Source organism: Anaerotignum sp. MB30-C6 (assembly GCF_030908465.1).
Lineage (GTDB): Bacteria > Bacillota > Clostridia > Lachnospirales > Anaerotignaceae > Chakrabartyella.
This window is the reverse complement of the sequence record NZ_CP133078.1, coordinates 1,775,710-1,798,269: the sequence shown is the minus strand read 5'-3', so window position 1 is coordinate 1,798,269 and position 22,560 is coordinate 1,775,710. Positions and strand designations below refer to the sequence as shown.

At 37.5% G+C, this 22,560-nt stretch carries 24 protein-coding genes; 7 read left to right on the top strand and 17 right to left on the bottom strand.

Annotated features, from left to right (window positions below):
• Positions 1–2 precede the first annotated feature (2 nt).
• The 5 genes from RBQ60_RS08955 to RBQ60_RS08935 all read left to right on the top strand — a co-directional run bounded on the left by RBQ60_RS08955 (position 3) and on the right by RBQ60_RS08935 (position 4,256).
• Positions 3–1,379 (top strand): nickel-dependent hydrogenase large subunit, encoded by a 1,377-nt coding sequence (locus RBQ60_RS08955; RefSeq protein WP_307883350.1) that lies wholly within the window; start codon positions 3–5, stop codon positions 1,377–1,379.
• Between the two features lie 535 nt (positions 1,380–1,914).
• Positions 1,915–2,808: a helix-turn-helix transcriptional regulator gene (locus RBQ60_RS08950; protein ID WP_307883349.1), complete on the top strand. Its 894-nt coding sequence runs from the start codon at positions 1,915–1,917 to the stop codon at positions 2,806–2,808.
• 57 nt (positions 2,809–2,865) lie between these two features.
• Positions 2,866–3,504, top strand: coding sequence for a GyrI-like domain-containing protein (locus RBQ60_RS08945; RefSeq protein WP_307883348.1), 639 nt, complete (start codon positions 2,866–2,868; stop codon positions 3,502–3,504).
• 1 nt (position 3,505) lies between these two features.
• Positions 3,506–3,835: a TfoX/Sxy family protein gene (locus RBQ60_RS08940; protein ID WP_307883347.1), complete on the top strand. Its 330-nt coding sequence runs from the start codon at positions 3,506–3,508 to the stop codon at positions 3,833–3,835.
• A 1-nt stretch (position 3,836) separates the two neighbouring features.
• Entirely contained in the window at positions 3,837–4,256 is a 420-nt protein-coding gene (locus tag RBQ60_RS08935; protein WP_307883346.1) for a pyridoxamine 5'-phosphate oxidase family protein, read from the top strand.
• A gap of 202 nt (positions 4,257–4,458) precedes the next feature.
• Here RBQ60_RS08935 and RBQ60_RS08930 read toward each other — a convergent pair whose 3' ends face one another.
• The 5 genes from RBQ60_RS08930 to RBQ60_RS08910 all read right to left on the bottom strand — a co-directional run bounded on the left by RBQ60_RS08930 (position 4,459) and on the right by RBQ60_RS08910 (position 9,296).
• On the bottom strand, positions 4,459–5,796 hold the full coding sequence (locus RBQ60_RS08930) for an MATE family efflux transporter (RefSeq protein WP_307883345.1): 1,338 nt from the start codon (positions 5,794–5,796) through the stop codon (positions 4,459–4,461).
• An 84-nt stretch (positions 5,797–5,880) separates the two neighbouring features.
• Positions 5,881–6,714, bottom strand: coding sequence for an AraC family transcriptional regulator (locus tag RBQ60_RS08925; RefSeq protein WP_307883344.1), 834 nt, complete (start codon positions 6,712–6,714; stop codon positions 5,881–5,883).
• Positions 6,715–6,822: 108 nt separating this feature from the next.
• Positions 6,823–7,659, bottom strand: coding sequence for an undecaprenyl-diphosphate phosphatase (locus tag RBQ60_RS08920; RefSeq protein ID WP_307883343.1), 837 nt, complete (start codon positions 7,657–7,659; stop codon positions 6,823–6,825).
• Between the two features lie 336 nt (positions 7,660–7,995).
• Complete coding sequence (locus tag RBQ60_RS08915) at positions 7,996–8,631, bottom strand: helix-turn-helix domain-containing protein (protein WP_307883342.1); 636 nt, start codon at positions 8,629–8,631, stop codon at positions 7,996–7,998.
• Positions 8,632–9,071: 440 nt separating this feature from the next.
• Positions 9,072–9,296, bottom strand: coding sequence for a PF20097 family protein (locus RBQ60_RS08910; protein WP_307883341.1), 225 nt, complete (start codon positions 9,294–9,296; stop codon positions 9,072–9,074).
• Positions 9,297–9,687: 391 nt separating this feature from the next.
• On the opposite strand from RBQ60_RS08910, the gene RBQ60_RS08905 reads away from it, so the two are divergent.
• On the top strand, positions 9,688–10,896 hold the full coding sequence (locus RBQ60_RS08905; protein WP_307883340.1) for an MFS transporter: 1,209 nt from the start codon (positions 9,688–9,690) through the stop codon (positions 10,894–10,896).
• A 46-nt stretch (positions 10,897–10,942) separates the two neighbouring features.
• Here the strand turns inward: RBQ60_RS08905 and RBQ60_RS08900 are convergent, their stop codons facing one another.
• The 12 genes from RBQ60_RS08900 to RBQ60_RS08845 form a co-directional block, all read right to left on the bottom strand.
• A complete protein-coding gene (locus RBQ60_RS08900; protein ID WP_307883339.1) occupies positions 10,943–11,197 on the bottom strand; it encodes a TM1266 family iron-only hydrogenase system putative regulator in 255 nt (84 codons plus the stop codon).
• 236 nt (positions 11,198–11,433) lie between these two features.
• The gene (locus tag RBQ60_RS08895) at positions 11,434–12,012 is read right to left on the bottom strand and encodes a nucleotidyltransferase family protein (protein WP_307883338.1); all 579 of its coding nucleotides are present in this window, start codon (positions 12,010–12,012) and stop codon (positions 11,434–11,436) included.
• Positions 12,002–14,287 (bottom strand): xanthine dehydrogenase family protein molybdopterin-binding subunit, encoded by a 2,286-nt coding sequence (locus tag RBQ60_RS08890; protein WP_307883337.1) that lies wholly within the window; start codon positions 14,285–14,287, stop codon positions 12,002–12,004. The genes RBQ60_RS08895 and RBQ60_RS08890 overlap by 11 nt, the downstream gene beginning before the upstream one ends.
• Positions 14,287–14,748, bottom strand: a complete 462-nt coding sequence (locus tag RBQ60_RS08885; RefSeq protein WP_307883336.1) for a (2Fe-2S)-binding protein — start codon at positions 14,746–14,748, stop codon at positions 14,287–14,289. Before RBQ60_RS08885 ends, RBQ60_RS08890 begins: the two co-directional genes overlap by 1 nt.
• A complete protein-coding gene (locus tag RBQ60_RS08880) occupies positions 14,738–15,541 on the bottom strand; it encodes an FAD binding domain-containing protein (RefSeq protein WP_307883335.1) in 804 nt (267 codons plus the stop codon). The genes RBQ60_RS08885 and RBQ60_RS08880 overlap by 11 nt, the downstream gene beginning before the upstream one ends.
• A 3-nt stretch (positions 15,542–15,544) precedes the next feature.
• A complete protein-coding gene (locus RBQ60_RS08875) occupies positions 15,545–16,321 on the bottom strand; it encodes an ABC transporter ATP-binding protein (RefSeq protein WP_307883334.1) in 777 nt (258 codons plus the stop codon).
• The gene (locus RBQ60_RS08870) at positions 16,318–17,301 is read right to left on the bottom strand and encodes a FecCD family ABC transporter permease (protein WP_307883333.1); all 984 of its coding nucleotides are present in this window, start codon (positions 17,299–17,301) and stop codon (positions 16,318–16,320) included. The genes RBQ60_RS08875 and RBQ60_RS08870 overlap by 4 nt, the downstream gene beginning before the upstream one ends.
• Positions 17,302–17,332: 31 nt before the next feature.
• The gene (locus RBQ60_RS08865) at positions 17,333–18,370 is read right to left on the bottom strand and encodes an ABC transporter substrate-binding protein (RefSeq protein WP_307883332.1); all 1,038 of its coding nucleotides are present in this window, start codon (positions 18,368–18,370) and stop codon (positions 17,333–17,335) included.
• Positions 18,360–18,893: a nucleoside-triphosphatase gene (locus RBQ60_RS08860; protein ID WP_307883331.1), complete on the bottom strand. Its 534-nt coding sequence runs from the start codon at positions 18,891–18,893 to the stop codon at positions 18,360–18,362. Before RBQ60_RS08860 ends, RBQ60_RS08865 begins: the two co-directional genes overlap by 11 nt.
• Before the next feature lie 81 nt (positions 18,894–18,974).
• Positions 18,975–19,229, bottom strand: a complete 255-nt coding sequence (locus RBQ60_RS08855) for a hypothetical protein (RefSeq protein WP_307883330.1) — start codon at positions 19,227–19,229, stop codon at positions 18,975–18,977.
• Between the two features lie 23 nt (positions 19,230–19,252).
• The gene (locus RBQ60_RS08850; protein ID WP_307885996.1) at positions 19,253–20,065 is read right to left on the bottom strand and encodes a MurR/RpiR family transcriptional regulator; all 813 of its coding nucleotides are present in this window, start codon (positions 20,063–20,065) and stop codon (positions 19,253–19,255) included.
• 31 nt (positions 20,066–20,096) lie between these two features.
• Positions 20,097–21,077, bottom strand: coding sequence for a sugar kinase (locus RBQ60_RS08845; protein ID WP_307883329.1), 981 nt, complete (start codon positions 21,075–21,077; stop codon positions 20,097–20,099).
• 484 nt (positions 21,078–21,561) lie between these two features.
• On the opposite strand from RBQ60_RS08845, the gene RBQ60_RS08840 reads away from it, so the two are divergent.
• Positions 21,562–22,533, top strand: a complete 972-nt coding sequence (locus tag RBQ60_RS08840; protein ID WP_307883328.1) for a substrate-binding domain-containing protein — start codon at positions 21,562–21,564, stop codon at positions 22,531–22,533.
• Positions 22,534–22,560: the final 27 nt, after the last annotated feature.

Below are 22,560 nucleotides of genomic sequence, written 5' to 3'. Positions count from 1 at the left end.
GCATGGCAGAAAGAATAACGATAAACCCCGTTACCCGAATCAGCGGATTTATGGAAATAGAAGCAGAGGTGGAAAACAATATCATCGTAGATGCAAAAACAAAGGGTATGATGTTTCGTGGGTTTGAAAAAATGCTAACGGGTAGAAATCCTTTTGATGCCATTTATTTTACCGAACGAATATGTGGTATATGTTCAACGGCACATGCCTTGGCTTCAACCCTTGCCCTAGAAGATGCTATGGATTTTGTTCCCTCGGAGCAGGGGCGATACCTTAGAGATATTATTCATGCATGTGAGTTTCTCCAAAATCATCTGCGGCATTTTTATCAATATACACTACCTGACTTTGTAAAGCTGCCAGCAAACTACCCCCTATTTCAGACAGGTCATAATGACTATAGGCTGCCAAAAAAACTCAATGATAGGATGGTAGAGGATTACTTCGCTTCTCTTGAATTTAGTCGAGATGCACATCAAATGTTAGCCATACTGGGAGGAAAAGCTCCCCATAACCATGGCATTTTTATCGGTGGGATTACATCCCAGGCAACGGTAGATAAAATAATCGCAATCACTTCAATCCTTGATAAAATCGGGAAATTTTTAGACGACAAGATGCTTCCTGATGTTTTTGAAATCGGAAAGTATTATTACGAATATTACTTTATTGGCGGAGGGTACGGCAATTTATTAAGCTATGGTTGCTTTGATAACTACAAAGAATTAGGAACGTTGTATGTAGACCCCCTTGTGTATTCCAATAATAAAATCTCAGCTTTCAATCCAGACGAAATCTCACAGGGACGAGAGTTTGCTTGGTATGATGAGGCCGATGAACCTGATATTCAAAAACAAGGAGCATATTCTTGGATAAAGGCACCCAGATATAATGATGTTCCATATGAAGTTGGGCCACTGGCAAGGCAATGGCTTTGCGGGGACTATAGAAATGGGATATCTGCTATGGATCGTACCATTGCAAGGGTTTTGGAGGCTAGAAAAATTGTAGGAATCATGAAAACTCTTTTAGAAAATTTAATACCTGGAGTTTCTGTACAAGAACATTATACTGTACCAGAAAAAGGTAGTGGGAAAGGTTTAGTAGATACAACGAGGGGTGCCCTTGGCCATTGGGTTTTGGTAGAGGACAGCAAAATTGCCTTATATCAAATCATATCACCCTCGGCTTGGAATTTATCAACGCAAACCGGAAATATGAAAGGCACAGGTGAGCAGTCATTAATGGGAGCGCCTGTCCGTGATACTCAAAGTCCTGTTGAGATTGGCAGAATCATACGATCTTTTGATCCATGCGTATCTTGTGCCACACACGTTTATTCTGAAGGAAAGTGTATCAATTCCATGCAGGTTGTTTAAAGATATTTCAAAAGCGAAAGGATAGCTTTACCTTTTTTATGATGAATGTTATATTCATCCGTAGAGAAATTTTATTTCTCTGTTCTGGTGTTCATTTTTAAATAAAGACGTTTTGTCTTGTTGAAAATAATCTACCACAGAAACATATTTACTTTTAAATTCCCATCAAAAACCAAAGTTCCTAATAGACTAAGTTTAGTTTCTACTAAGCTTAGTCATATTTTTTGCCTCGAAATAAACTAAAGAGTACCTTTGAAGTACTTCAAGCTTATTTCCTAAAAGCTTTATTTTGCTATTTTATATGCACACACAAATTTAAACTGTAGCAATGAACAGTCAGGGTTTAACTTTGGTTGGTTCATGAAAAGCAACAGGGGCTTTTCCTTATCAGTATTGAAAGAGGGTCCTTATCTATACATTCCTAAAATGATTGAATTAACGCCAATAAGAGACTTCTTCCGTCCAATTGGGCGAGATAATATGTCTTGTGGATGTCATATTATTGTTTTATAATAAAGGGATGGAGGTGGTGGTATTGCAGATCAATAGACTATTTGAAATGATTTATTTATTGTTAAATCAAGAAACCATAACCGCTGGAGCGTTAGCAAATCACTTTGAAGTTTCCCCTCGTACAATTTATCGTGATGTGGAGCTTTTGTCCTCAGCGGGAATTCCAATTTATATGACGAAAGGCAGGGGTGGTGGTATTTCCCTTCTTCCTGACTTTGTTTTGAATAAAACCTTATTAACGAACAGAGAAAAAGCAGACATCCTCTCTGCACTCCACGCTGTGGAGGCTGTAAGCTTGGAACAAACCAATACTGCTGTTCAAAAGTTATCTTCCTTGTTTGGAAGAAGCCAAAGCGATTGGGTAGAGGTGGACTTTTCCGGATGGGCAAATGCAGACGAAGAGGCTAAAGTATTTACCACTTTGAAAGCTGCAATCCTTGGTAAGCAAGTAGTAGAGTTTCTTTATTACAGTGGTGAGGGTAGTTTACAGCGTGTCGTGGAACCCATGAAGCTTTGCTTTAAGGGTCAGGGATGGTATCTATATGCCTATTGTAGAGTTCGGAGTAATTTTCGCTTCTTCAAGCTGCGTAGAATCAAAGAATTAATGGTGTTGCCAGAACTTTTTGATAGACAAACACCTAAAAAAATATTTGATGGCAAAGAAATCTTTGAAGATGACTTTGTAACCATTATGCTGAAGATATCTAAAGAAATGACCTATCGAGTTTATGACGAGTTTCCCGAATATGAAAAACTTCCAGATGGTGGATTTTTCGTGGAGCTTACCATGCCCCGAGGCGAGTGGGTTTATCATTATCTTGCTTCTTTCGGTCAACACTGTCAGGTGATAGCGCCGCAGGATATTCGGCTGCAAATTAAAAATACCTTGCAAGAAACTTTAAAGCAGTATTTATAATATGACATACTGTTGTCTATTTTAATATGCTATTCTTAATTTGGATTGGAGGAAAGCATGGAGAAAATAGACTATAAGAAAAAGTATAAAAATCTATATCAACCCAAAACTCAACCATCAGTTATTGAAGTTCCGGAAATGTGTTTTATTCAGATTGATGGACAAGGCAATCCCAATGAAGAAGATGGTGAATATCAGCGTGCCGTTGAAACGTTGTATGCATTGTCCTATGCCATCAAGATGATGCCTAAAAAAGGCAATACGCCACCCTGTTATTTTGAGTATGTGGTAGCACCCCTAGAAGGGCTTTGGTGGCTGGGAGATTTGGATGAATTCGATTACAGTTGTAAATCTAAATTCCACTGGACATCTATGATACGTCAGCCTGAGTTTGTAACAGAAGAAGTGTTTGCCCAAGCTTGTGAAATGGTAAGGGCAAAAAAGCCTCATCTGGATGTTAAAATTGCGAGGCTAGCGTGGTTTTCCGAGGGGCTTTGCGTTCAGTGTATGCACCATGGCAGCTTTGATGATGAGCCAGAAACACTGGCCGAGATGAAGGCTTTCATGGAGGAGGAAAAATTGTTAAGTGACCTTTCCCAGACTCGCCGACACCATGAAATTTATCTGTCTGACCCTCGTAAAATTGAAGTATCTAAAATGAAAACGATACTGCGGTATCCAGTTAGGAGGATGTGATATGGCAAAATCATTAGACTATGTTTTATATGCTTGTGAGCAAATGAGCCTTGCAGGTACAATTACCTATAAGTATATGTTTGGGGGATATGCCATTTATTGTGATGGAAAATGCTTTGCCCTCATTGGTGATGATAGGCTCTATATTACTCCCACAGAAGCAGGGTTAGCACATTTGCCTGATGCAAAAATGGGGATTCCATATGAAGGTGCAAAGCCCAGAATATTGCTGGAAGATCTGGAGGACAGAGAGTTTCTTTGTAACCTGATTCAGGATACTTGCAGCCAGCTTTCATTGCCCAAACCCAAGAAGAAGAAAGGAGCAAGATAACATGGATTATAGAAAAGAATTTGAACGCATGATGGAGAGTCAAACAGAAATGGCCCTTGCAACGGCTGTGGATGGAATGCCCAATGTTCGCATCATTAACTTTTATTACGACTCGGATAAAAAGACTCTGTATTTTACAAGTTTTGCAGATAATCAAAAGGTTAGGGAGGTTGAAAAAAATCCTAACATTGCATTTACCACCATTACCACCAATGGTGAAGAACACGTTCGTGTCAAAAATGGTATAGTTCGGAAAAGCAGCCTTTCCGTAGAAGAAGTAAAAGAAAAATTTCTTAAGAAGATGCCAGAATATATCATGAGTATTCCTGACGTATTGCCAAGCCTGATTTTATTTGAGATTACATTTGACCATGCGGATGTGGTGATTGATTTTGAACATATGGATCGTATTGCATTATAATATCAAGCCCTGCTGAGAGAGTTAGCAGGGCAATTTTTATAAAAACAAGCTTTGTAAACGGCATTATAAAGGACACAGTTCTGTGAGTTGGATGATTTTAAAAAATACCCAGAGTCCTTTCGATTAATTATAAATTGAAATGAATCCATAAAAAAGCACTGCCCAAGGGCAGTGCTTCACTCTTTTTTTTCCTATGTAAGGTTTACAATGCAAAACCACCTTCCCTCTCTTTTACTTTTTCTTTGTAAATATAAAAGAAAGTTATCAATAGGGTTATGCCTTCTGTTACGGGTGCTACAAGCCATACGCCATTCATCCCTAAAATTGAGGGTAGGGTGAATATACAAATTAGTAAGAAAAACAATCCACGTGCGGAAGATATCATGGCAGATTCCTTGGCTTTTCCTATAGAAGTAAAGTAGAACGACGTAATCGTATTCACTCCAGAAAACAAAAAAGAAACAGAAAAGATAACCAAACCTGAACGAATCATCTGTTTTATCTGTTCATCCCGAACAAAGAGTTGGCTATACCAACCAGAACTGAGTAAAACCAGAAGCAAAACTGCAGCACCTACTATGAGGACAATCATATTCGTAGTTTTTCTAATGTTTGACGCCAAGCTATACTCTTTTGCACCGTAGCTAAAACTGAGAAGGGGGACGACTCCTTGTCCAAAACCAAGGATAATCATGCTAAAAATATAAGAAATATACCCTGCAATGGCAAATGCCGTCACACCATGTACTCCAATGTACTTCAGAATCACAAAATTATATGCAAAGATGGAAATGCAAAGTGACATCTCTCCAATAAATTCAGAACTTCCGTTGAAAACTGTACTTTTCCAAACGGTTGAAGAGTAGCGGAACTTACCAAGCTTATATACTTTTGATTTCTTTATAAAATAATAAAGGATGCACAATAAGGAAACCACCCCTGATATAAGAGATGCTACAGCAACCCCCGTAACACCTTGGTATAACCACTTTACAAAAATAAAATCCAGTAAAGTATTCAGTAGCACATTTAAAATATTTACCTTCATAAAATATGCTGGTTCGCCTTCGCTTCTAATAAACATCCCAAAGGAAGCATTTATAATCATGATTGGCAGTTGAAACAGCATAACCGAGTAATAATTCTTGAAGTGTGTGGCCACCTGAGGGTTTGCGTTTAATCGTTGAAGCATAGGATCTAGGCAAACCCACATCACAAATGTAAGTAGGGCAGACGCCACGACTGTTGTACACACGGTTTGATTAAAAACATGATTACATTTGTCAATATCTCCTGCACCAAAGGCCATTCCGGCTAGGGCTACACCCCCAACGGAAATCATAAGACCGATACCCAGATATAAATAAATGATGGGTAGTCCTAGATTTACTGCGGCAATGCCATCCCCACCTACATAATTTCCAATGAAAAGCCCATCAACAACGGTAATCAGGGAAGTCAGCACCATTGCAATGATGGATGGGATTGAAAACTGAAAAATCATCTTTACTCTGTGACTTTTAAGACTTTCTAGATTCATATTTTTTCCTCCATATATATATTAATAGTAACAACACTATGAATGATATACGAAAAGGAAATAATATACTTCTGTTTTTGTGCCCTATTTAATGGGAATACAAATATCTATTTCCATATACATGGATGAGCAGTCCACTTTGCGATATACTTCAAAGCTGTAACGATCATCAATGGAGTAACCACTTTGTGCAAGCCATACATTAAAGATGCTCTGATAGGCAGCGTAAATTGCTTGAACAGGGCCTTTAAAATGGTATATTGCGAATTTGCCCCCACTTAGGGAATATGTATTTTCTAAAGGGCAGGATTTATCAACCTTTATACAAATATCGTAGAGACATTCATTGATATCTGTAATTGAGGGGTCGTCGAAGGTGCGTTCAATAAGCAGTGCATCATCTGTAACATATTCTTTATACTTAGCTTGAAACGCACCCCAATTTTTAGACAAATCCCCATAATTTCCAATATATCGTTCATAAATCACATGATACTCTTCCAAAGTTTCAATAGAGATTTTTTCATTGCATTCCTCAAAGGATTCTAGCCTAATATCTGCATTTGTAAAGATTGGATTTGAAAGATAATGCTGCTCTATACTACGCCGAAACTCCACTGGGGACATATTGTGATGTTGTCGAAAAGCTGAACTGTAGTTAGATGAACTGTATCCATAATCTCTGCTAATATCTGTGATACTTCGTTCCTTCTCTACTTTGAGACGAAAAGCGCTTTGTTCCATTTTGATTCTTTTTATGAATTCATAGATACTTTCACCTGTGGTCACCTTGAATAATCTTGAAAAGTAAAATTTGGAGAAATTACAGTACTTTGCAACTTCCTCCACAGAAATATTCTCGTTAATATGATCTAAAATATAGCTTATGGCACGATTTACATATTCATTGGTTATCATTTTTTCACCTGTTTTATTATTATTTAATTTTTAAATTATACCATAATTAATTTATATGTTTCAAAAAAAGCATTGCAATTCCGAAATGCAATGTCTTTTTATCATATTTTAAATCATAATAGAAAAGTAAAGCAAAACGATTACACCAAGCACGATGCGGTACCAACCAAATACTTTAAAGTCATGCTTTTTGATATAGGTCATTAAAAACTTTATAACAAGGATTGACACAACAAATGCTACGACCATGCCAAGCAAAAGGGCAATCAGCTCCGCACTAGAGAATGCAAAGCCAAATTTCAATAATTTAAGGGCACTGGCACCTACCATAGTTGGTACGGCCAGGTAGAATGTGAACTCAGCTGCTGCAATTCTAGATACTCCAATCAGCAAGGCGCCAACAATGGTAGCCCCCGAACGAGATGTACCTGGAATGAGAGACAAAACTTGAAATAGCCCTATGGCGAAAGCGGTTTTGTAACTGATATTTGCGATGGTTTGTGTCGTTGGGGTACGCCTTTTATTCCAGTTTTCAATGAAAATAAATAGCAACCCGTAAAGAATCAGCATAGCCGCAATGATGATTGGAGTTTGCAAATGAGCCTCTAAAAAATCATCAAATAAAAGCCCAATCACTGCGGATGGAACACATGCAAAGGCAACCTTAAACCATAAAGAGAAAATATCTTTTCGAATCATGGATTTGGTTTTATCTTTGAATTGAAATGGAAACATCTTATTCCAAAATACTAAAACAACAGCTAAAATTGCACCTAGCTGAATGACTACAAAAAAGATTTCCTTGAACTCTTGGCTCATATTTAACTTGATAAATTCATCAACCAACAACATATGTCCTGTACTGCTTATGGGTAGCCATTCTGTAATACCTTCCACAATACCTAAAAAAATAACTTTAATCATTTCAATAAAATCTAACACCATTACTTTAATTCCTCCTTATTCATTTCGCAAAATGTAGCAAAAGGTGAATGCAAAATATTTAATTAAATCGTCTTAACCTCATGGGCAGTAGGGGATAGTTCGATGTTTACTAGAAAACAAAAGGAAATTTCCAGTATATTAATTACTGATTTTAATCTTTATCTTTCCAAAGTTTCCTTGGTTTTTTCATTTTTATATATATTTTGCAACACATAGCCTCTTATTTTACACCTTACCTTCTTCGTCTTCAAGTTGATTATTCTCTAATCTACGGAAAAAAGCAAGAAACTTACTGACACATTAGAAAAAACCCTGACACTTTTCGTATCAAAGGTCTTATTTAAAGGTTAATTGGGTGTTATGCTTCATTCTAATACTTTTAATAAGCATTAGCCCTTTAATGAGCAGAAGTAAAAACAGTAAGGCTGTAACATAAGGTTCTCTTGCGGCAGCAAAAAAACAGACTGCAAGTATTTCTATTAAAACAGAACAATAAAATACTTTTTGCCGCCAATGCTCTCTTTTTTGGTACTCTAAGATCAACCCCACAATACCAAGCCCAATTATCGTGGTATAAATGGCCCAATATATTGTCAGCATAACTTCTGTAGTCTCAGTAAAAGCAAAGAGGTTTACGGCACGAATATATGTACCTTCTGGCTTACCATAAAGGGGGAGGAATATAAAAATAATTACCAGTACATCTAATATCCCATATATCAAATTATACATATCATTTCTAGTCGCATTCGTCTCTTCAACTAGAATAGGGTGTTCCTTATTAAACAGCAACTCATCAATTGATACGGAAAAATAAGTGGAGACATTTTTTAACGAGTCAATATTAGGATAACCTTTCCCGCTTTCCCACTTGGATATAGCTGTTCTTGACACATACAACTGCTCTGCCAACTGTTCTTGGGTTAAGTCGTGTTGTTTTCTAAGTTGCTGTAATTTTTCATTAAAGTCCATATTGTGTATTTTTATCCTTTCAAATGTGAACAACCTTTTATACTTTATTTCTTTTTAGGGGTTCGTCCATAATTTTTAGTGAAGTGAATTAAGTCATCTCGGAACTGTTTTAAGCCTTAGATTTAGAGTAGAAATACCCTAACCCAGTAAGCATAAAAAATCTTTCTTTCTCACAGCCTAGCATATAAAGTAAACCACTAAGGAAAATATCCGTCTAAAGGCATTTTCCAGATAAGCAGGCAGAAGGAGATATTTATGAAGCCAACTCCTCCGATTTCCAATGGTATGTAATAATTTTACCATATACAAAAATTATTACAATAATAGTGGAAAGAGTTAATAAATTCTTAAATTTAAAATGATAAAAGGATAAGCCGCTACACCTTGCTTGTGTAGCGGCTCGATTTCAGTTTTTTCTGGAGAGTGCTCCTTTTCGTTGTTTACCCTTCTTGATAATCCTTATCGGCATAGTCAATCACTACTTTCTTGCAATCTTTACATATCCATGCTGTTAGAAGAAAGGAGTCGAGGGTTTTATTTTCTAGAAGCACTTCACCTCTTTTGGGTTTAAGAGTTATGTTATGTTTGTTTTTCACCCATGCGACTCTTTGGTTTCCTTGTAAAAACCCTTGTTCCATTTCATTACTACAAATAGGACATCTCATAAAATTCACCTCACATATATTAATTCAAAAGTATGTTGCGCTCTCAGAACATGCATTCATATTTGAATTATATCATAATCCCTAAATTATTCTAGTAAAGCACTTTAAAAGGCAGAGGATAGTGTGTCACTTAGTGGTAAACATTAAGGTATGTGTCGGATCGTTTTTGTGTGATGTTCTATTGTTATAAAATTGTAATTAATACTCATTGATTCCATGTTTAAAAAATAGTATACTTTCAATATCTCTATGGAATTAACAAAAAAAGGAAGGAGGAGAATGTATGAAAAAATGGATTGACACAGGCCAATAATAGTACGCTCGAGGTCCACCACCTTTTACAAAGTTGAAGCTACCATAAATCAACTATTTGAAAGGACGGACTATCAAAATGAACGTTAAACTTTACTATGCTTACAAATTATTTAAAGATACCATGCCTATTTATCCTGTTTATGTACTCATGTTTCAGGCAAAGGGATTATCTTTAACACAGATTTCTTTTTTACTTGCCATATGGTCTTTGGCAGTTGTTGTGTTTGAAGTACCCACAGGTATTATTGCTGATCATTGGAGTAGAAAAAACATGCTTCTTTTGGGAGGCCTAAGCAAGGCAATTGGTTATATCACTTGGTTTTTTGCTGATGGTTTTGCTTTGTTTGCCATTGGCTTTATTTTATGGGGTATTAGCGAATCCTTTTGTTCTGGGTCAGAGGAGGCTTTGTTATTTGATAATCTCAAAGCAAACAGGGAAGAAGAACAGTTTGGGGAAATCTATGGAAAGGGAACCTTCTACTCAGGTGTGGGAGTGGCGTTATCTAGCCTTACAGGTGGTTTTCTAGCTGCTTTACTGTCATATCAAGGCGTATTAGTTCTTTCTGCTTTCTTTGTTATGGTTTCTATACTTTTCCTAGTGAAATTTCCAGAGGTTAATTTTTTCAAGGAAGAGAAGGCGGAGGACGAATTAGAAGATCAAGGCAGCCCCATAGCTACGTTGGTTGATGCTTCTTTATTATGCCTTCGAAATAAGCAGCTATTAACAACGATTCTTATGCTTGTACTCGTTGTTGGGGCTTCTGGTGTCCTCGATGAATATGATCCCATCATTGCTAAAAATTATGGTTTAAATATTGGCATGATTGGGGTTTGGATTAGCATCCGCCATATTCTTGAGGCGTTGGGTGCAAAGGTTGCATATTCCGTTAAGAATCTCTTTTCAAAAATTGGTGTAAAAAGTGATTTTAATATGGTTAGTTTGTTGTGTTTTCTCTCAGGAGGCTGCCTCCTTGCATTTGGGCTAAGCAACGGTATTGTGTTCATTCCTTTATATGGGCTTTTCTACATGCTTTTATCCTCTGCAGGGGTTATTCAGGAGGAGTATGTTCAACAAACGATTGAAGAACAGGGAAGATCAACTGTACATTCGTTGATTTCTCTATTGCAAAATGTTTACGGGATGTTGTTTATATTCTTGCTCGCTTTAGCATTTACAAAAATGGGAATTTATTTGGGGATTGTTCTCGTTTCCGTCTATATTCTTGTTTTAAGCACCATTTTGATTTTAACGTACTTTATTTATACGAAAAGAAATCTAAAGTAATAAAGAAGATGGGGTAACTTTTTGTTACCCCATTCATTCCGTAGATTTAGTTTATATTATCCTCAGCGATATTGGCATTGACCACAACATTTTCAATATTTCTAACCTTTCCTACAAATTCATTAATCGTATCTATCTGGGCAACGATTATGAGAGAAATGAGGGCAATCGTTCCTTTTTTATAGGGGATACCCATACGGCCTTGAATGGTACTGTGATATTCTGAAACAATAGCATTAAAAGCGGACTGCGATTCTTGAGGATTTTTCAGTATTACGCTTATGATTGCTGCCTGACTCATGTTGACCTTTCCTTTCTTGCGTTGTATTTTAACCTAGTGTTTCCAAAATTAATATAATTTATCATCGATGTTCTCCCGAAAATTATTTAAAGCCGTGTCAATTTTGCATATGTGTATCAGGCAGAACACCATGGAACAATCAAGGGAATTATACATAAACCACATAAAAAAGGCCCCCTATGATATTTTCCTTTTATCATAGAAAAGCCTTTTCTCTATTTCAGTAACTTATCGTTTCAGAAAGTGTTATCCAAGTCTATTTTCTCATCAATATCTTTCATAGCATGAAAATCCACATTATAAAAGAAGATACCACTTTTATTTTTTTTTATAATGATTTTTCCGCCTATATCTCCATTTAAAGAAAGTAATTCATTACGGTACTTTTTAGAGAAAATAGTGGGACTACCCATGCTGTCATCACTTACAACGCAAGCCAATTCTTTTCCAGCGTTTATAAAGCCCTGTATAAATCCTTCTATCACTTCAGCCTTTAAATAGGGTTGATCCCCTGTTAAAAAAATATATGCATCGGCGTGATTATCAGCCAAAACACCAATTTTTATTGATTCTGAAATGCCGTTTTGGGGGAAGTTGTTCCAAAGAACACGAAAGTCTCTTTTTTTTGCTAAAGCAGAAACCTCTTCATACTGTGTAACGACAAAAGGCGTGGTCACTACTTTTTTTTCAACCAAATTGAAAAGCTCGTCCATGATATGACAAATGATTGGTTTATTATTTAAGGAGTATAGAAGTTTATTCTCCCCAAAACGCTTGCTGTTTCCTGAAGCTAATAAAATTGGTCTAATTTTCAAGGTCAATCATTCCTCGTATAACTTTTTCAGGTGTGATGGGCAATTCTCTGTGCCATACGCCTGTTGCATTATATACAGCGTGGGCAATGGCAGGAGCTGGTGTATTGATCACAACCTCTCCGATGGACTTTGCACCAAAAGGACCTGTTGGTTCGTAACTACTTTCAAAGGAAACATTAACCTTTCCCATATCCAAACGAGAGGGGATTTTGTACTGCATGAAGGAGGTCCCAAAAAGATTCCCCTTATTATCATAAATGATGTCCTCGAATAATGCCATACCAATTCCTTGCACAATGCCTCCCTCCGTTTGAACACGAGCAAGGTTTGGATTGATTGTCGTTCCGCAGTCAACAACGGCTTCATAGTTAATCACTTCAACATGACCTGTTTCTTTATCCACCTCAATTTCAACGGCACCAACCATAAAGGGTGGGGGAGAAACTGGGGAAAAATTGCTTGAGGTTACTTCCAAAACAGCGTTGTTTCCACACATATCCTCATTTGCAATATCTTTTAGAGTGATTTCTTTTTTGTTATCAATACTTCTTATTACTTTGCCATCGAATACTAAATCACTTTCAGGAACATTTAGCTTTGTAGACGCCACATCCAATATCCTTTGTTTTAATTCATTGGAAGCATGAACGGCAGCAGTGCCCGTAATGTATGTTGTGGAAGATGCGTAAGAACCTGTGTCATAAGGAGAGGTGTCTGTGTCAACGCCATACACAACAACGTTATCCAGGTCACATTCCATTGTTTCTGCAACCATTTGTGCAAGGACGGTGTCGCAACCAGTTCCCATATCCGTTGCACCAATATTCATAGAGTAGAAACCGTCATCATTGAGCTTAATGGTAACAGAGCCTTTATCTACATTTGAAATACCTGAGCCTTGCATACTCATGGCAATGCCCACGCTTCGTACTTTTCCGTTGCCCATATCACGACAAGGGTATTTTTCATCCCAACCAATATTTTTCTTGGCTGTTTCTAAGCACTTGTCCAAGGTACAGCTATTGTTTGGTTCATTATAGTAGGCAGGCATAATCATTCCCTGTCTTACCATGTTCATTTCTCTTATTTTTACAGGGTCTATATTTAACCTTGATGCCAGCTGATTCACGGCACTTTCAAGGGCAAACTGTCCTTGAGTGGCACCATAGCCACGGTATGCACCGGCACTCATATGATTGGTGTAAACAACATCATAGGAAAAACGGAAAGCCTCACAGTTTGCTGTATAAAGAGGTATACTTTTGTGACCGCTAAGGCCAACGGTTGTTGGGCCATGTTCACCGAAAGCACCCGTGTTGGAAAGTGTATTGATTTCGATGGCCTTTATTTTCCCAGAACAATCGGCACCGATACGAACCTTTACTTCCATCTCATGACGAGGGGAGGAGGCAATCAAGCTTTCTTCTCTGGTATATACAATTTTGGCTGGTTTTTTTGTAAGCATGGTAACAATAGCAGGGTATACTTCGGAAACTACCGTTTGCTTTGCACCAAAGCCACCACCAATTCTTGGCTTTAAAACTCGTATTTGACTCTTCGGAATATCCAACGCATTGGAAAGTATTCTTCTAACATGGAAAGGCACTTGGGTTGAACTTACAATATTTAGCCTACCGTATGTGTCGTAATAGGTAAACGTACGGAAAGTCTCCATCATGGATTGTTGCACGGCTTTTGTATGATAAGTTTCCGACACAATGACATCACAATTTGACATTATAGAATCCAAGTCACCATTCGTTTCAACGCCGCTTGCACAAAGGTTTCGTTTACGGTCACCTCCAACTTCAACAAGGGCTTTCCAGTCTTCTTCAGGATGAACAATGGTTTGGTTATCTTTCGCTGTTCTAAAATCTAAAACGGGTTTTAAAACTTCATATTCAACCTTAATTAATTTCAGTGCCTTTTCCGCCGTTTTTTCATCCTTTGCAGCGACAACGGCAACGGCATCCCCAACAAATCTTACCCTGTCTTCTAAAATATAGCGGTCGTAGGGGCTAAACTCAGGATAGGTTTGACCAGCCATAGTAAAGCGCTTTTGGGGCACATCATTATAAGTCAGTACACACTCCACGCCATATAAATTTTTCGCATCAGACGTTTTGATTTCTTTAATGATGGCATGGGCATGGGGGCTTCTTAAAACCTTTACAATAAGGCAATTTTTTGGCGCAATGTCATCGGTATAAACAGGTTGTCCCGTGACCAATGCCATAGCATCTTTTTTTCTTACAGAAGTATTTACAATGCGCATTACTTCTCAGCCCCCTTAAAAGCAAGATATTTTTTGATTGCACGAAGCTGTCCCTCATAACCTGTACAACGACACATGTTTCCACTTAAAAAGTTTAGAATTTCGGAGTCGGTAGGGTTTTCAAATTCATTAACCATAGCTAAAACATTCATGATAAAACCAGGGGAGCAAAAACCACACTGTTCCGCACCTTCATCCGCCATAAACCCACCGAACTCTTTTGCCTCATCCTGTAAACCCTCCAGTGTTGTTACAGATTTTCCGTTTGCCCTTGCAAGGGGGTAGGAACAGGAGAGTATAGGCTTATCGTCTACCAAAACGGTACAAAGTCCGCAATTTGAAGTTTCGCAACCTCTTTTTACACTATAACATTCATGTTCTCTCAAAAAATCCAAAAGAACCATATCAGCAGAAGCATCTGATTCTAAAGGTTTACCGTTTAAATTCATTTTAATTCTCATTTTCGTCATCTCCATTCAAAGCCAAAAGACCTCTGCAAACCAAAACTTTGCATAAATGCTTCCTATATTCAGCACTTCCCCTTGGATTCGTTCCAAAAGATAATGCATTTGCTGCAAATTCGGCAAACTCTTTTGCAGTTTCCTTTGTAATGCCATTTGCAAGTATATTTCCTTGGTCTTTCACCAATTCAGCTCGCTGGGGTCTTGCACCAACACAGGCTTGTACTCCGTTTTCTGTTTGGGACACTGCAACAGCTAAAACTGGAAAATCAGTATAGGAGTTACGTAGTGAAAGATATTTCATCTTTATATTCTGTTTTTTCAAAATAATATGAGTCAAGATATCCCGATCAAAGGGCATTTTCGCAAAATCTTCTAATGAGACGATACCTTTTTGGTGCAATTGAACCTGTGCATCCAGTGCCAAAAGAGCAGTTACAACATCGGAAAAGGGGAATCGCATAAATACACTTGCCCCCACTGTGGCACAATTACGAAATTGCACTCCCACAATGTGGCAAAGGCTTTCAGAAATACCATTTCCAAAGAATTCCATAATTCGTTCATTTGTTTCCAATGCTCTTAATGTTGTCATAGCGCCTATTTTAAAACAGTCGTCAAATTCTTCAATGGTATCAAGGCCCAGATTACTCATATCTATGGCAGTATGTACACTTTTATTTTGCATTTTTACCCAGCACATACCACCAATGATTTGGTTACTTCTAGACTGATTTAGTTTATAAGCTTCTTCAAGACTCTCAACAATTTTATATTCTTCAATAGAAATCATTACTTACTCCTTCCAAATCAATAGTTTCCCCATTGAGGTATCTTCAAAAACCATATCGTGCTCATAAAGATTACTCAACGCCAGAGATAATTTTTCATATCCGTCTTTACCCTTATCAATAATATCCACAATCTCACCGTTTTTCAATAAAATTAAAATCTCACCATATTGAGAGGCTATGGAGGGATTATGAATACTCATGAAGACTCCTTTCCCTTGGTCTTTTGCAAGGGTTTTAAGTCTTTTTAAAAAATCATGTTGTTTTTTATAATCCAAAAAAGCAGTAGGCTCATCTAAAATAAGCCAAGGGGTATCTTGAACCAATGCTTTGCATAAATACACAAGTCGACATTCCCCACCACTTATTTCATCAAGAAAGGCATTTCTGAAATCCCAAACACCGAATTCTTTCATTATGTGTTCTTCCTTGGCTTTCATTTCTTTAGAAGGCTTTTCAAAGTAACCTAAATGGGGGGTATGACCCATGGAGATTAGTTCAAAAACACGATAACGCAAACCTGGTATAGTTCCTTGAGAAACATAAGAAATCAATTTCGCCCGCTCTTTCAGGCTTATATTTTTAATATTTTTATTGTCATAGTAAATACTTCCCCGATCGGAATGATGAAACCCCATAATGGTTTTTATAAATTGGGTTTTGCCAGCTCCGTTTTCACCCAAAAGCATAATTAACTTGTTTGGATTTAACTGCAGGCTTATATTTTTAAGAATAGGGCGGTTATTCAGTTTTAAGGTTAAATTTTCAACTGCTATTTTCATACTCTGCTCCTGTTTCTTAAAAATAAAAAGATAACCAAAAAAATTGCTCCCATAAAGGAGGTTAAAATACTTATGGGAATTTCCGATGCAGACAATGTTCTTGCCAGTGTATCTGCAATCAAAAGCAAGATTCCGCCTACAAGGATGCTTTGTGTAAAGTTTTCCAAGTAATTTTCCCCAGTAAAAACACGAACAATGTGAGGGACGATTAGGCCAATCCAGGAAACAATTCCTGAAATGCTTACAACGGCGCTGACTAAAACCGTGGCACAAAGGATTGCTAGGGTGGTTATCATTCTAATATGAACACCTAAGGCTTGTGCCTCATGATCTCCCAGTGCCAATATCCAAAGTCGTCGTTTTATGAAAAACAAAATTGTAGTGGCAATAAAGGAAATTGTAAAGACTATTAAAACATCTTTCCACGTTGTGGCGTTAAAACTACCCATAAGCCAGTATTCAATGGAAGCCAAGTGCTTCACAGGGTCCGCCAGATATTTTAACGACATAATGATGGCATTTGCAAGGGAGCTCATAATGATTCCCGCAAGAACCATTGTATACATGGGTTTTCCACCCATATACTTTGCTAACAGCATACTACAAAATACAACAAACATACTACAAAAAAATGAAGATACTTGTATCATAACACTGCTTCCTGAGAAAAAAAGGATTGCAACAATAGCACCCACAGAAGCCCCGCCAGATACGCCCAAAACATCAGGGGAGACCAAAGGATTTTTAAAAAGGCTTTGATAAACAAACCCACTTAAGGCTAAGGCAGAGCCACTTATAGTTACCAAAATTGCCCGTGGCAGACGGATTTTAAAAAATATATTGATATCCATTGCCGAACTATTGCCACTGTCAGTAATAATATGAACGATATCAACTATAGATAAATAATATCTTCCAATACAACAAGAAAGGAGGAAAGTGAAAAAAAGCAATATACTCAAAAATATTGTTTTTTTCATAATTTTCCTCCTTCGTAAGTTACTAGTTCAATTACAACCCTAAGTCTGTTTTTGTTACGGCAATATCGAAAAACTCCTGATAAAAGTCTGTTGCTTCTTTTAAATATTCTTCCTCTGAATAAATTTCAGGATGCAACACATGGGTTAAATATAATACACCCAAAACGGAAGAGGGTGTTGGATAATCCCAAGGTTCAATATTAGAGGGGAAAGAAAAAACATTCCCATCCTTGATTGCTGGGATTTCAGCTAAGGCGGGGTCATTTTTGATATCATCCAGTTCATATTCCCCATAGCTTACCGCAAAAATATATTCAGGAGCCCAAACATTTAACTGTTCTGCTGAAATTTTTTGCCAATATCCGTTTGTTAATTCAGCAGATACATTTGTACCGCCTGATAGAGAAATCAAATCATTTTGGTACATCTTTGATGTACAAGTTGATAAATATTCACTTCCTCCAGATAAATATACAGATGGACGGGTGCTTAATTTTGCTGTTTTTTCTTTGACGCCATCCATTTTTTCGTCGTAATAGCTTAATAAAGCATCTCCTTTTTCAATTGTACCGGTTACCGTACTTAAAAGAGTGACACAAGCTTTAAAATTATCTAAAGTTTCTGGGTCTACTACGAGAACGGGTATGCCTAATTCCTCAAGGGATGAAACGGAGTCTTGCAATTTTTGTGGTATGATTACCACATCTGGCTCTAGTGAGGCAATCTCTTCAATATTAATTCCTTTGCCACTGCCTACTGCAGGTAATTCTAAAAGATTCGGCGCAGCCAAACGGTAAAGCTCACGGGTATCAGCCTTTGCTTCAATGCCAATAAGATTGTCTTCCAAGCCAAGGGCAACCAATAGTGCTGTTGAAATATAATAGGATGAAACAATGTTTTCTGCAGGTTTATCAAGGGTGACCGTACGACCTATTTGATCCGTAACGGTGATTTCCGTGGTACTTGCCGTGGCGTCCGTATTCTGTTCCTCTTTATTTGTACAGCCACTAAAGAGTGTAAGTACTAATGTGAACACAATGAAAAGGCTTAGAATTCTTTTATTTCTCATGTAATATACCTCCGATTTTTTCTACCAGTTCTTGAAAAGCTTCTTCTTGGTTTGCGTCATCTAAATCAATTAACAATATGTCATTACGCTCTCTGACTTTTTGAATCAAGCTTGCGTTGACTTTTTTTAAAGTGCCAACAACGATTTTTTCGCTATTGAGCAAAGTCTCGACTAAATTAATGTAACGTATATTTTCAGATTCGGCAACGCCTATTTCATCTAATAATACTATTTTTTCTGATGAAAGTAAACTTTTTGTCAAACAAGGTATGCCAATAATATCAAAAACTTCTTTTATATAAATACAACTATCTTTTTTATCTCTTATTGTAAAAGGTAGGTCGTTTTCCAAATCATCTAACTCAACTAGGCTGTGAAAATAGTGGCCTTTGGGTTTTTCATCGATAAAATAGGGAAGGGTTTTGTACCCAACATAATTTTTTTCAATAGAATGGAGAACCCTTTTGGCTAAAAAACTTTTCCCAATGCCTTTTTTACCTGTAATGAAAAAGTTCGTTATCATAAGTCTTATCTCCTGAATTTGATTTGATAAAAAAGGCCAAGCTTTTTGGTTATGAAACCATGGGCTTAGCCTGTTTTTTTATTAAGAAATTTGTTGTCTTTCTTTTTGTATGCGTCCCTGCAGTATACCCATTTTCCTATGGGCCTTTAAGGCAAGAATAGCCATGGCTAAGAGTATCCCACCCATGATGATTCGATAGATGAGGGAGCCTGTTGGAAAGTCTACCACATAGGTATAGCCAAAATACAGCTCACATAGAATGAGAACAGTACGATGAAACTTGAACTTGTTGTAGAGCGTCGTTAGTTGAATTAAAGATTCATCTGTCGTTTCCATAGGGACTCCTTTTCTTGGATCAATTAACGTACCTGGGCTTCAGCTAAAAACATTTTCACACCTTGTGGTGTGCGTTTTTTATTTGCTACAAAAAACACAAGGGCGTCTAGAATAATACTGGTATAAATATGGGATTCGGCACCAAACACTGAAGTGGAAGAGGATTCAATGGTACTAGCCAGTGCAAAATCCGCATGTTTTTTCAAGGGGCTAGTGGTAATATCCGTAACAGCCAAGGTGGAAACACCTTTTTTTCGTGCCAATTCAAAGGCTTTGACCACATTTTTAGAACCACCGCTGTGGGAAACGCCAATGACAATATCACCATAGCGGGCCAAATCAATGTTAGCAAGTTCTAATTCATCGGAAATAGAGTTTGTGGTAGCCACACCGATTCTTCCCAAACGGAAACAAAACTCCAGAACCGAGGGAATGGTATTTCCCGAGGCAATGACATGAACTGTGTTGGCATTTGCTATCAAGTCTACGCACTTCCAGAAGACTTCTTCATCCACCACATTGCCAATATGCAACATATTTTGAGCTGTTGCTTGAAAAAAGTCGTTTAAATTACTAAGTGGAGAATCCGTTGGAAATTGCTGTGCCTTGTCTATGCTATGAATCAGCATAACCTTGAGCTGATAAAAACCTTTATAGCCCAGTTTTTTGCTCATACGTACCACAGTGGCTTCACTGGTTTGACTTTCCTTTGCGATTTTCACCACATTCAGAGAGTGGATTCTTTCGATATTTTCCACAAGAAAAGTGGCGGCTTTTTTTTCCGTGGCAGAGAGACTGTCCATATTTAGTTTGATATTTTCGTATGCAGATTCCACTAAATGCAACTCTTTCTCCCCCTAAGTTTTATTATAATAATGCTGTAAATGGGTTCTCTATATCTATCACTTCGATAGAAGGGTTTTCAGCAATCAACCTTTCAATTTCTTCCCTTCTAGAGTTGCCCTCCATAGGCCCTCTTTTTGATACTGCCAAAGCTCCCGCAGCGTTTCCGTACTTGGTAGCCAGCTTCATATCTTTGCCTTCGCAAAGCAAGGCTAAAAAAGTACCGTCAAAACAATCGCCTGCACCAGTAGGGTCTACTTCGATGGCAGGGTAGGTATCAACTTTAAATGCTTCCGTTCTAGAAAATACCGCTGTACCTCTGGATCCGTCTTTCACTACAATAACTCTATCCTTTTTTTTGAATAATTCCAATAGATTTTTTTCGTAGTCTCCAAATAATTTAACAAGTTCGCTTTTCCCAGTCAAGAGGTAATCACAAGATTCTAAAATTTCATTAAAAGATTCATAAGTCTCACCTGTCAAAAGTTCGGGGCGAATATTAGGATCGAAACTGATTTTTACGTTATATTTTTTGGCTACCCTAATGCTTTTCATAATTGCTGCACACATGGAGGGACTTCCTGTAACAGAGCAGCCCATGATATGGAGTATTTTAGAGTTTTTAATAATGGACTCGTTGATATCATCAGGGCAAAGCTCACCGCAGGCAGCGTGTTTAAAATGGAAAATAAATTTCCTGCTTCCATCACTTAAATATGTTACAAAGGCGTTTCCCGTTGTATTCTCCGTAGTTTCTATGATGTTTGAGATATCAACACCAGAAGATTTCAACCTGTTTTTATTTAGTAAACCAAAGTCATCTGCACCGATTTTTGCGAAGATGGTTGTTTTTGCCCCCATCTTCGCAGCCTGATCAATTGCGATGGCAGGAGCGCCACTGGGGAAGGGGCCTAAAAGGGTGCCACCCGGTTCGAAAAAATCTTGATTCTTTTTCTCTGCGAGTATTTCAGCTAAAATTTCACCAATAGTTATAATATCATACATACACATGCCTCCACTAAATAATATATAATATGCAATAATTATGAATAAATACTCACATAATATGCATTGCTTAGTTCTTAGTATAATATATAAAAATTTACAGGTCAATATCCTAAATTTAAATAATTTTTTTATTCCATCTTGAAAAATGTTGAAGACAGAGAAAGAAAAATCCAAGACTATTTCTGAAAAAAATTTCTAAATCGAAACAAAATCAAAAGTTTTTTTTATAAATCACAAAAGGAAATTGAAAAATAACTTGAGTTCGATGAAAAAAATTTCAAAAAACTGCGGTTATTGTGCTAATTTACTTAAAAGGAAATCTGGAAATTGTAGGATTACACAAAGTTGTTCAATATGACGAAAAACGATTGACTTTTCCCTTTTAAATTGCTATCATTCCCTTGTATCCGTAGTGCATAGTCATGTTTGGTAATAGTGCATAAAATTCGGATAAATATTCATACAAAAAGGAGAGAGGTTTATGAAGAAGTTTTTAAGTGTATTACTTAGTGCAACAATGGTACTTAGCTTGGCTGCTTGTGGCGGTTCTAAGCCAGCTGCTGAAGCTGAAGGCGAGGGCGGACAAGATGCTGCTGCAGAAGAAAAGTTGACTTTAGGATTTATTGTTGGTTCCAGAGAACATGTTTTCTACAATTTAATTGAAGAAGGCATCCTGAATGCATCTGAAGAATTAGGCTTCAGAGCCATTGTTTTAGATGGCGAATTAGACAGCAACGTTACATCCGATCACATCAACAACTTGGTAGCACAGGGCGTAGATGCAATTGCACTTTCTTGCAATGATCCCGGTGGTACAACACCAGCTATGGAAGCTGCAGACAAAGAAGGCATTCCCGTATTTACATTTGACTGTACAAGTGAAGTAACAGATGTTGTTAAATGCTTCGTTGGTACAGACAACGTTGAAGGTGGTAGACTTGGTGGTCAAGAAACAATCAGACTTGCTGAAGCTGGTCAAACAGTTGGTATCATTAACTTTGACGAACCTCAATCTTGTATCGATCGTCGTGCAGGTTGGGAAGAAGTTGTAAAAGCTTCTGACAAAAAGTTGAACATGATTGATATCGGTAACTACGAAGGCGATGCTGCAAAAGCAGAACAGTTGATGTCTGATGCATTGTCTGCAAACAACAATGATATCGCTGTTGTATTTGCTGTTGGTGATCCCGCTGCAACAGGCGCATTGGCTGCAATTAAGGCTGCTGGTGCTAGCACAGAAATTATCGGTTTTGATGGTAACCCTGAAGCAAAGGCAGCTATCTTAGATGCAGAAAATGGCAAGTATTGGGTATCTGAAATTTCTCAAAACCCCGTTGAAATCGGCAAGCAAATTTCTCAGAACATGATGGACTATTTGAAAAACGGTTCTGTTGCTCAAGCAGAAATCATGATTGCTCCTTACATCATTACAAAAGAAAATGCAGCTGAATAATATGAAGTATTAATTTAAGTAATGGCT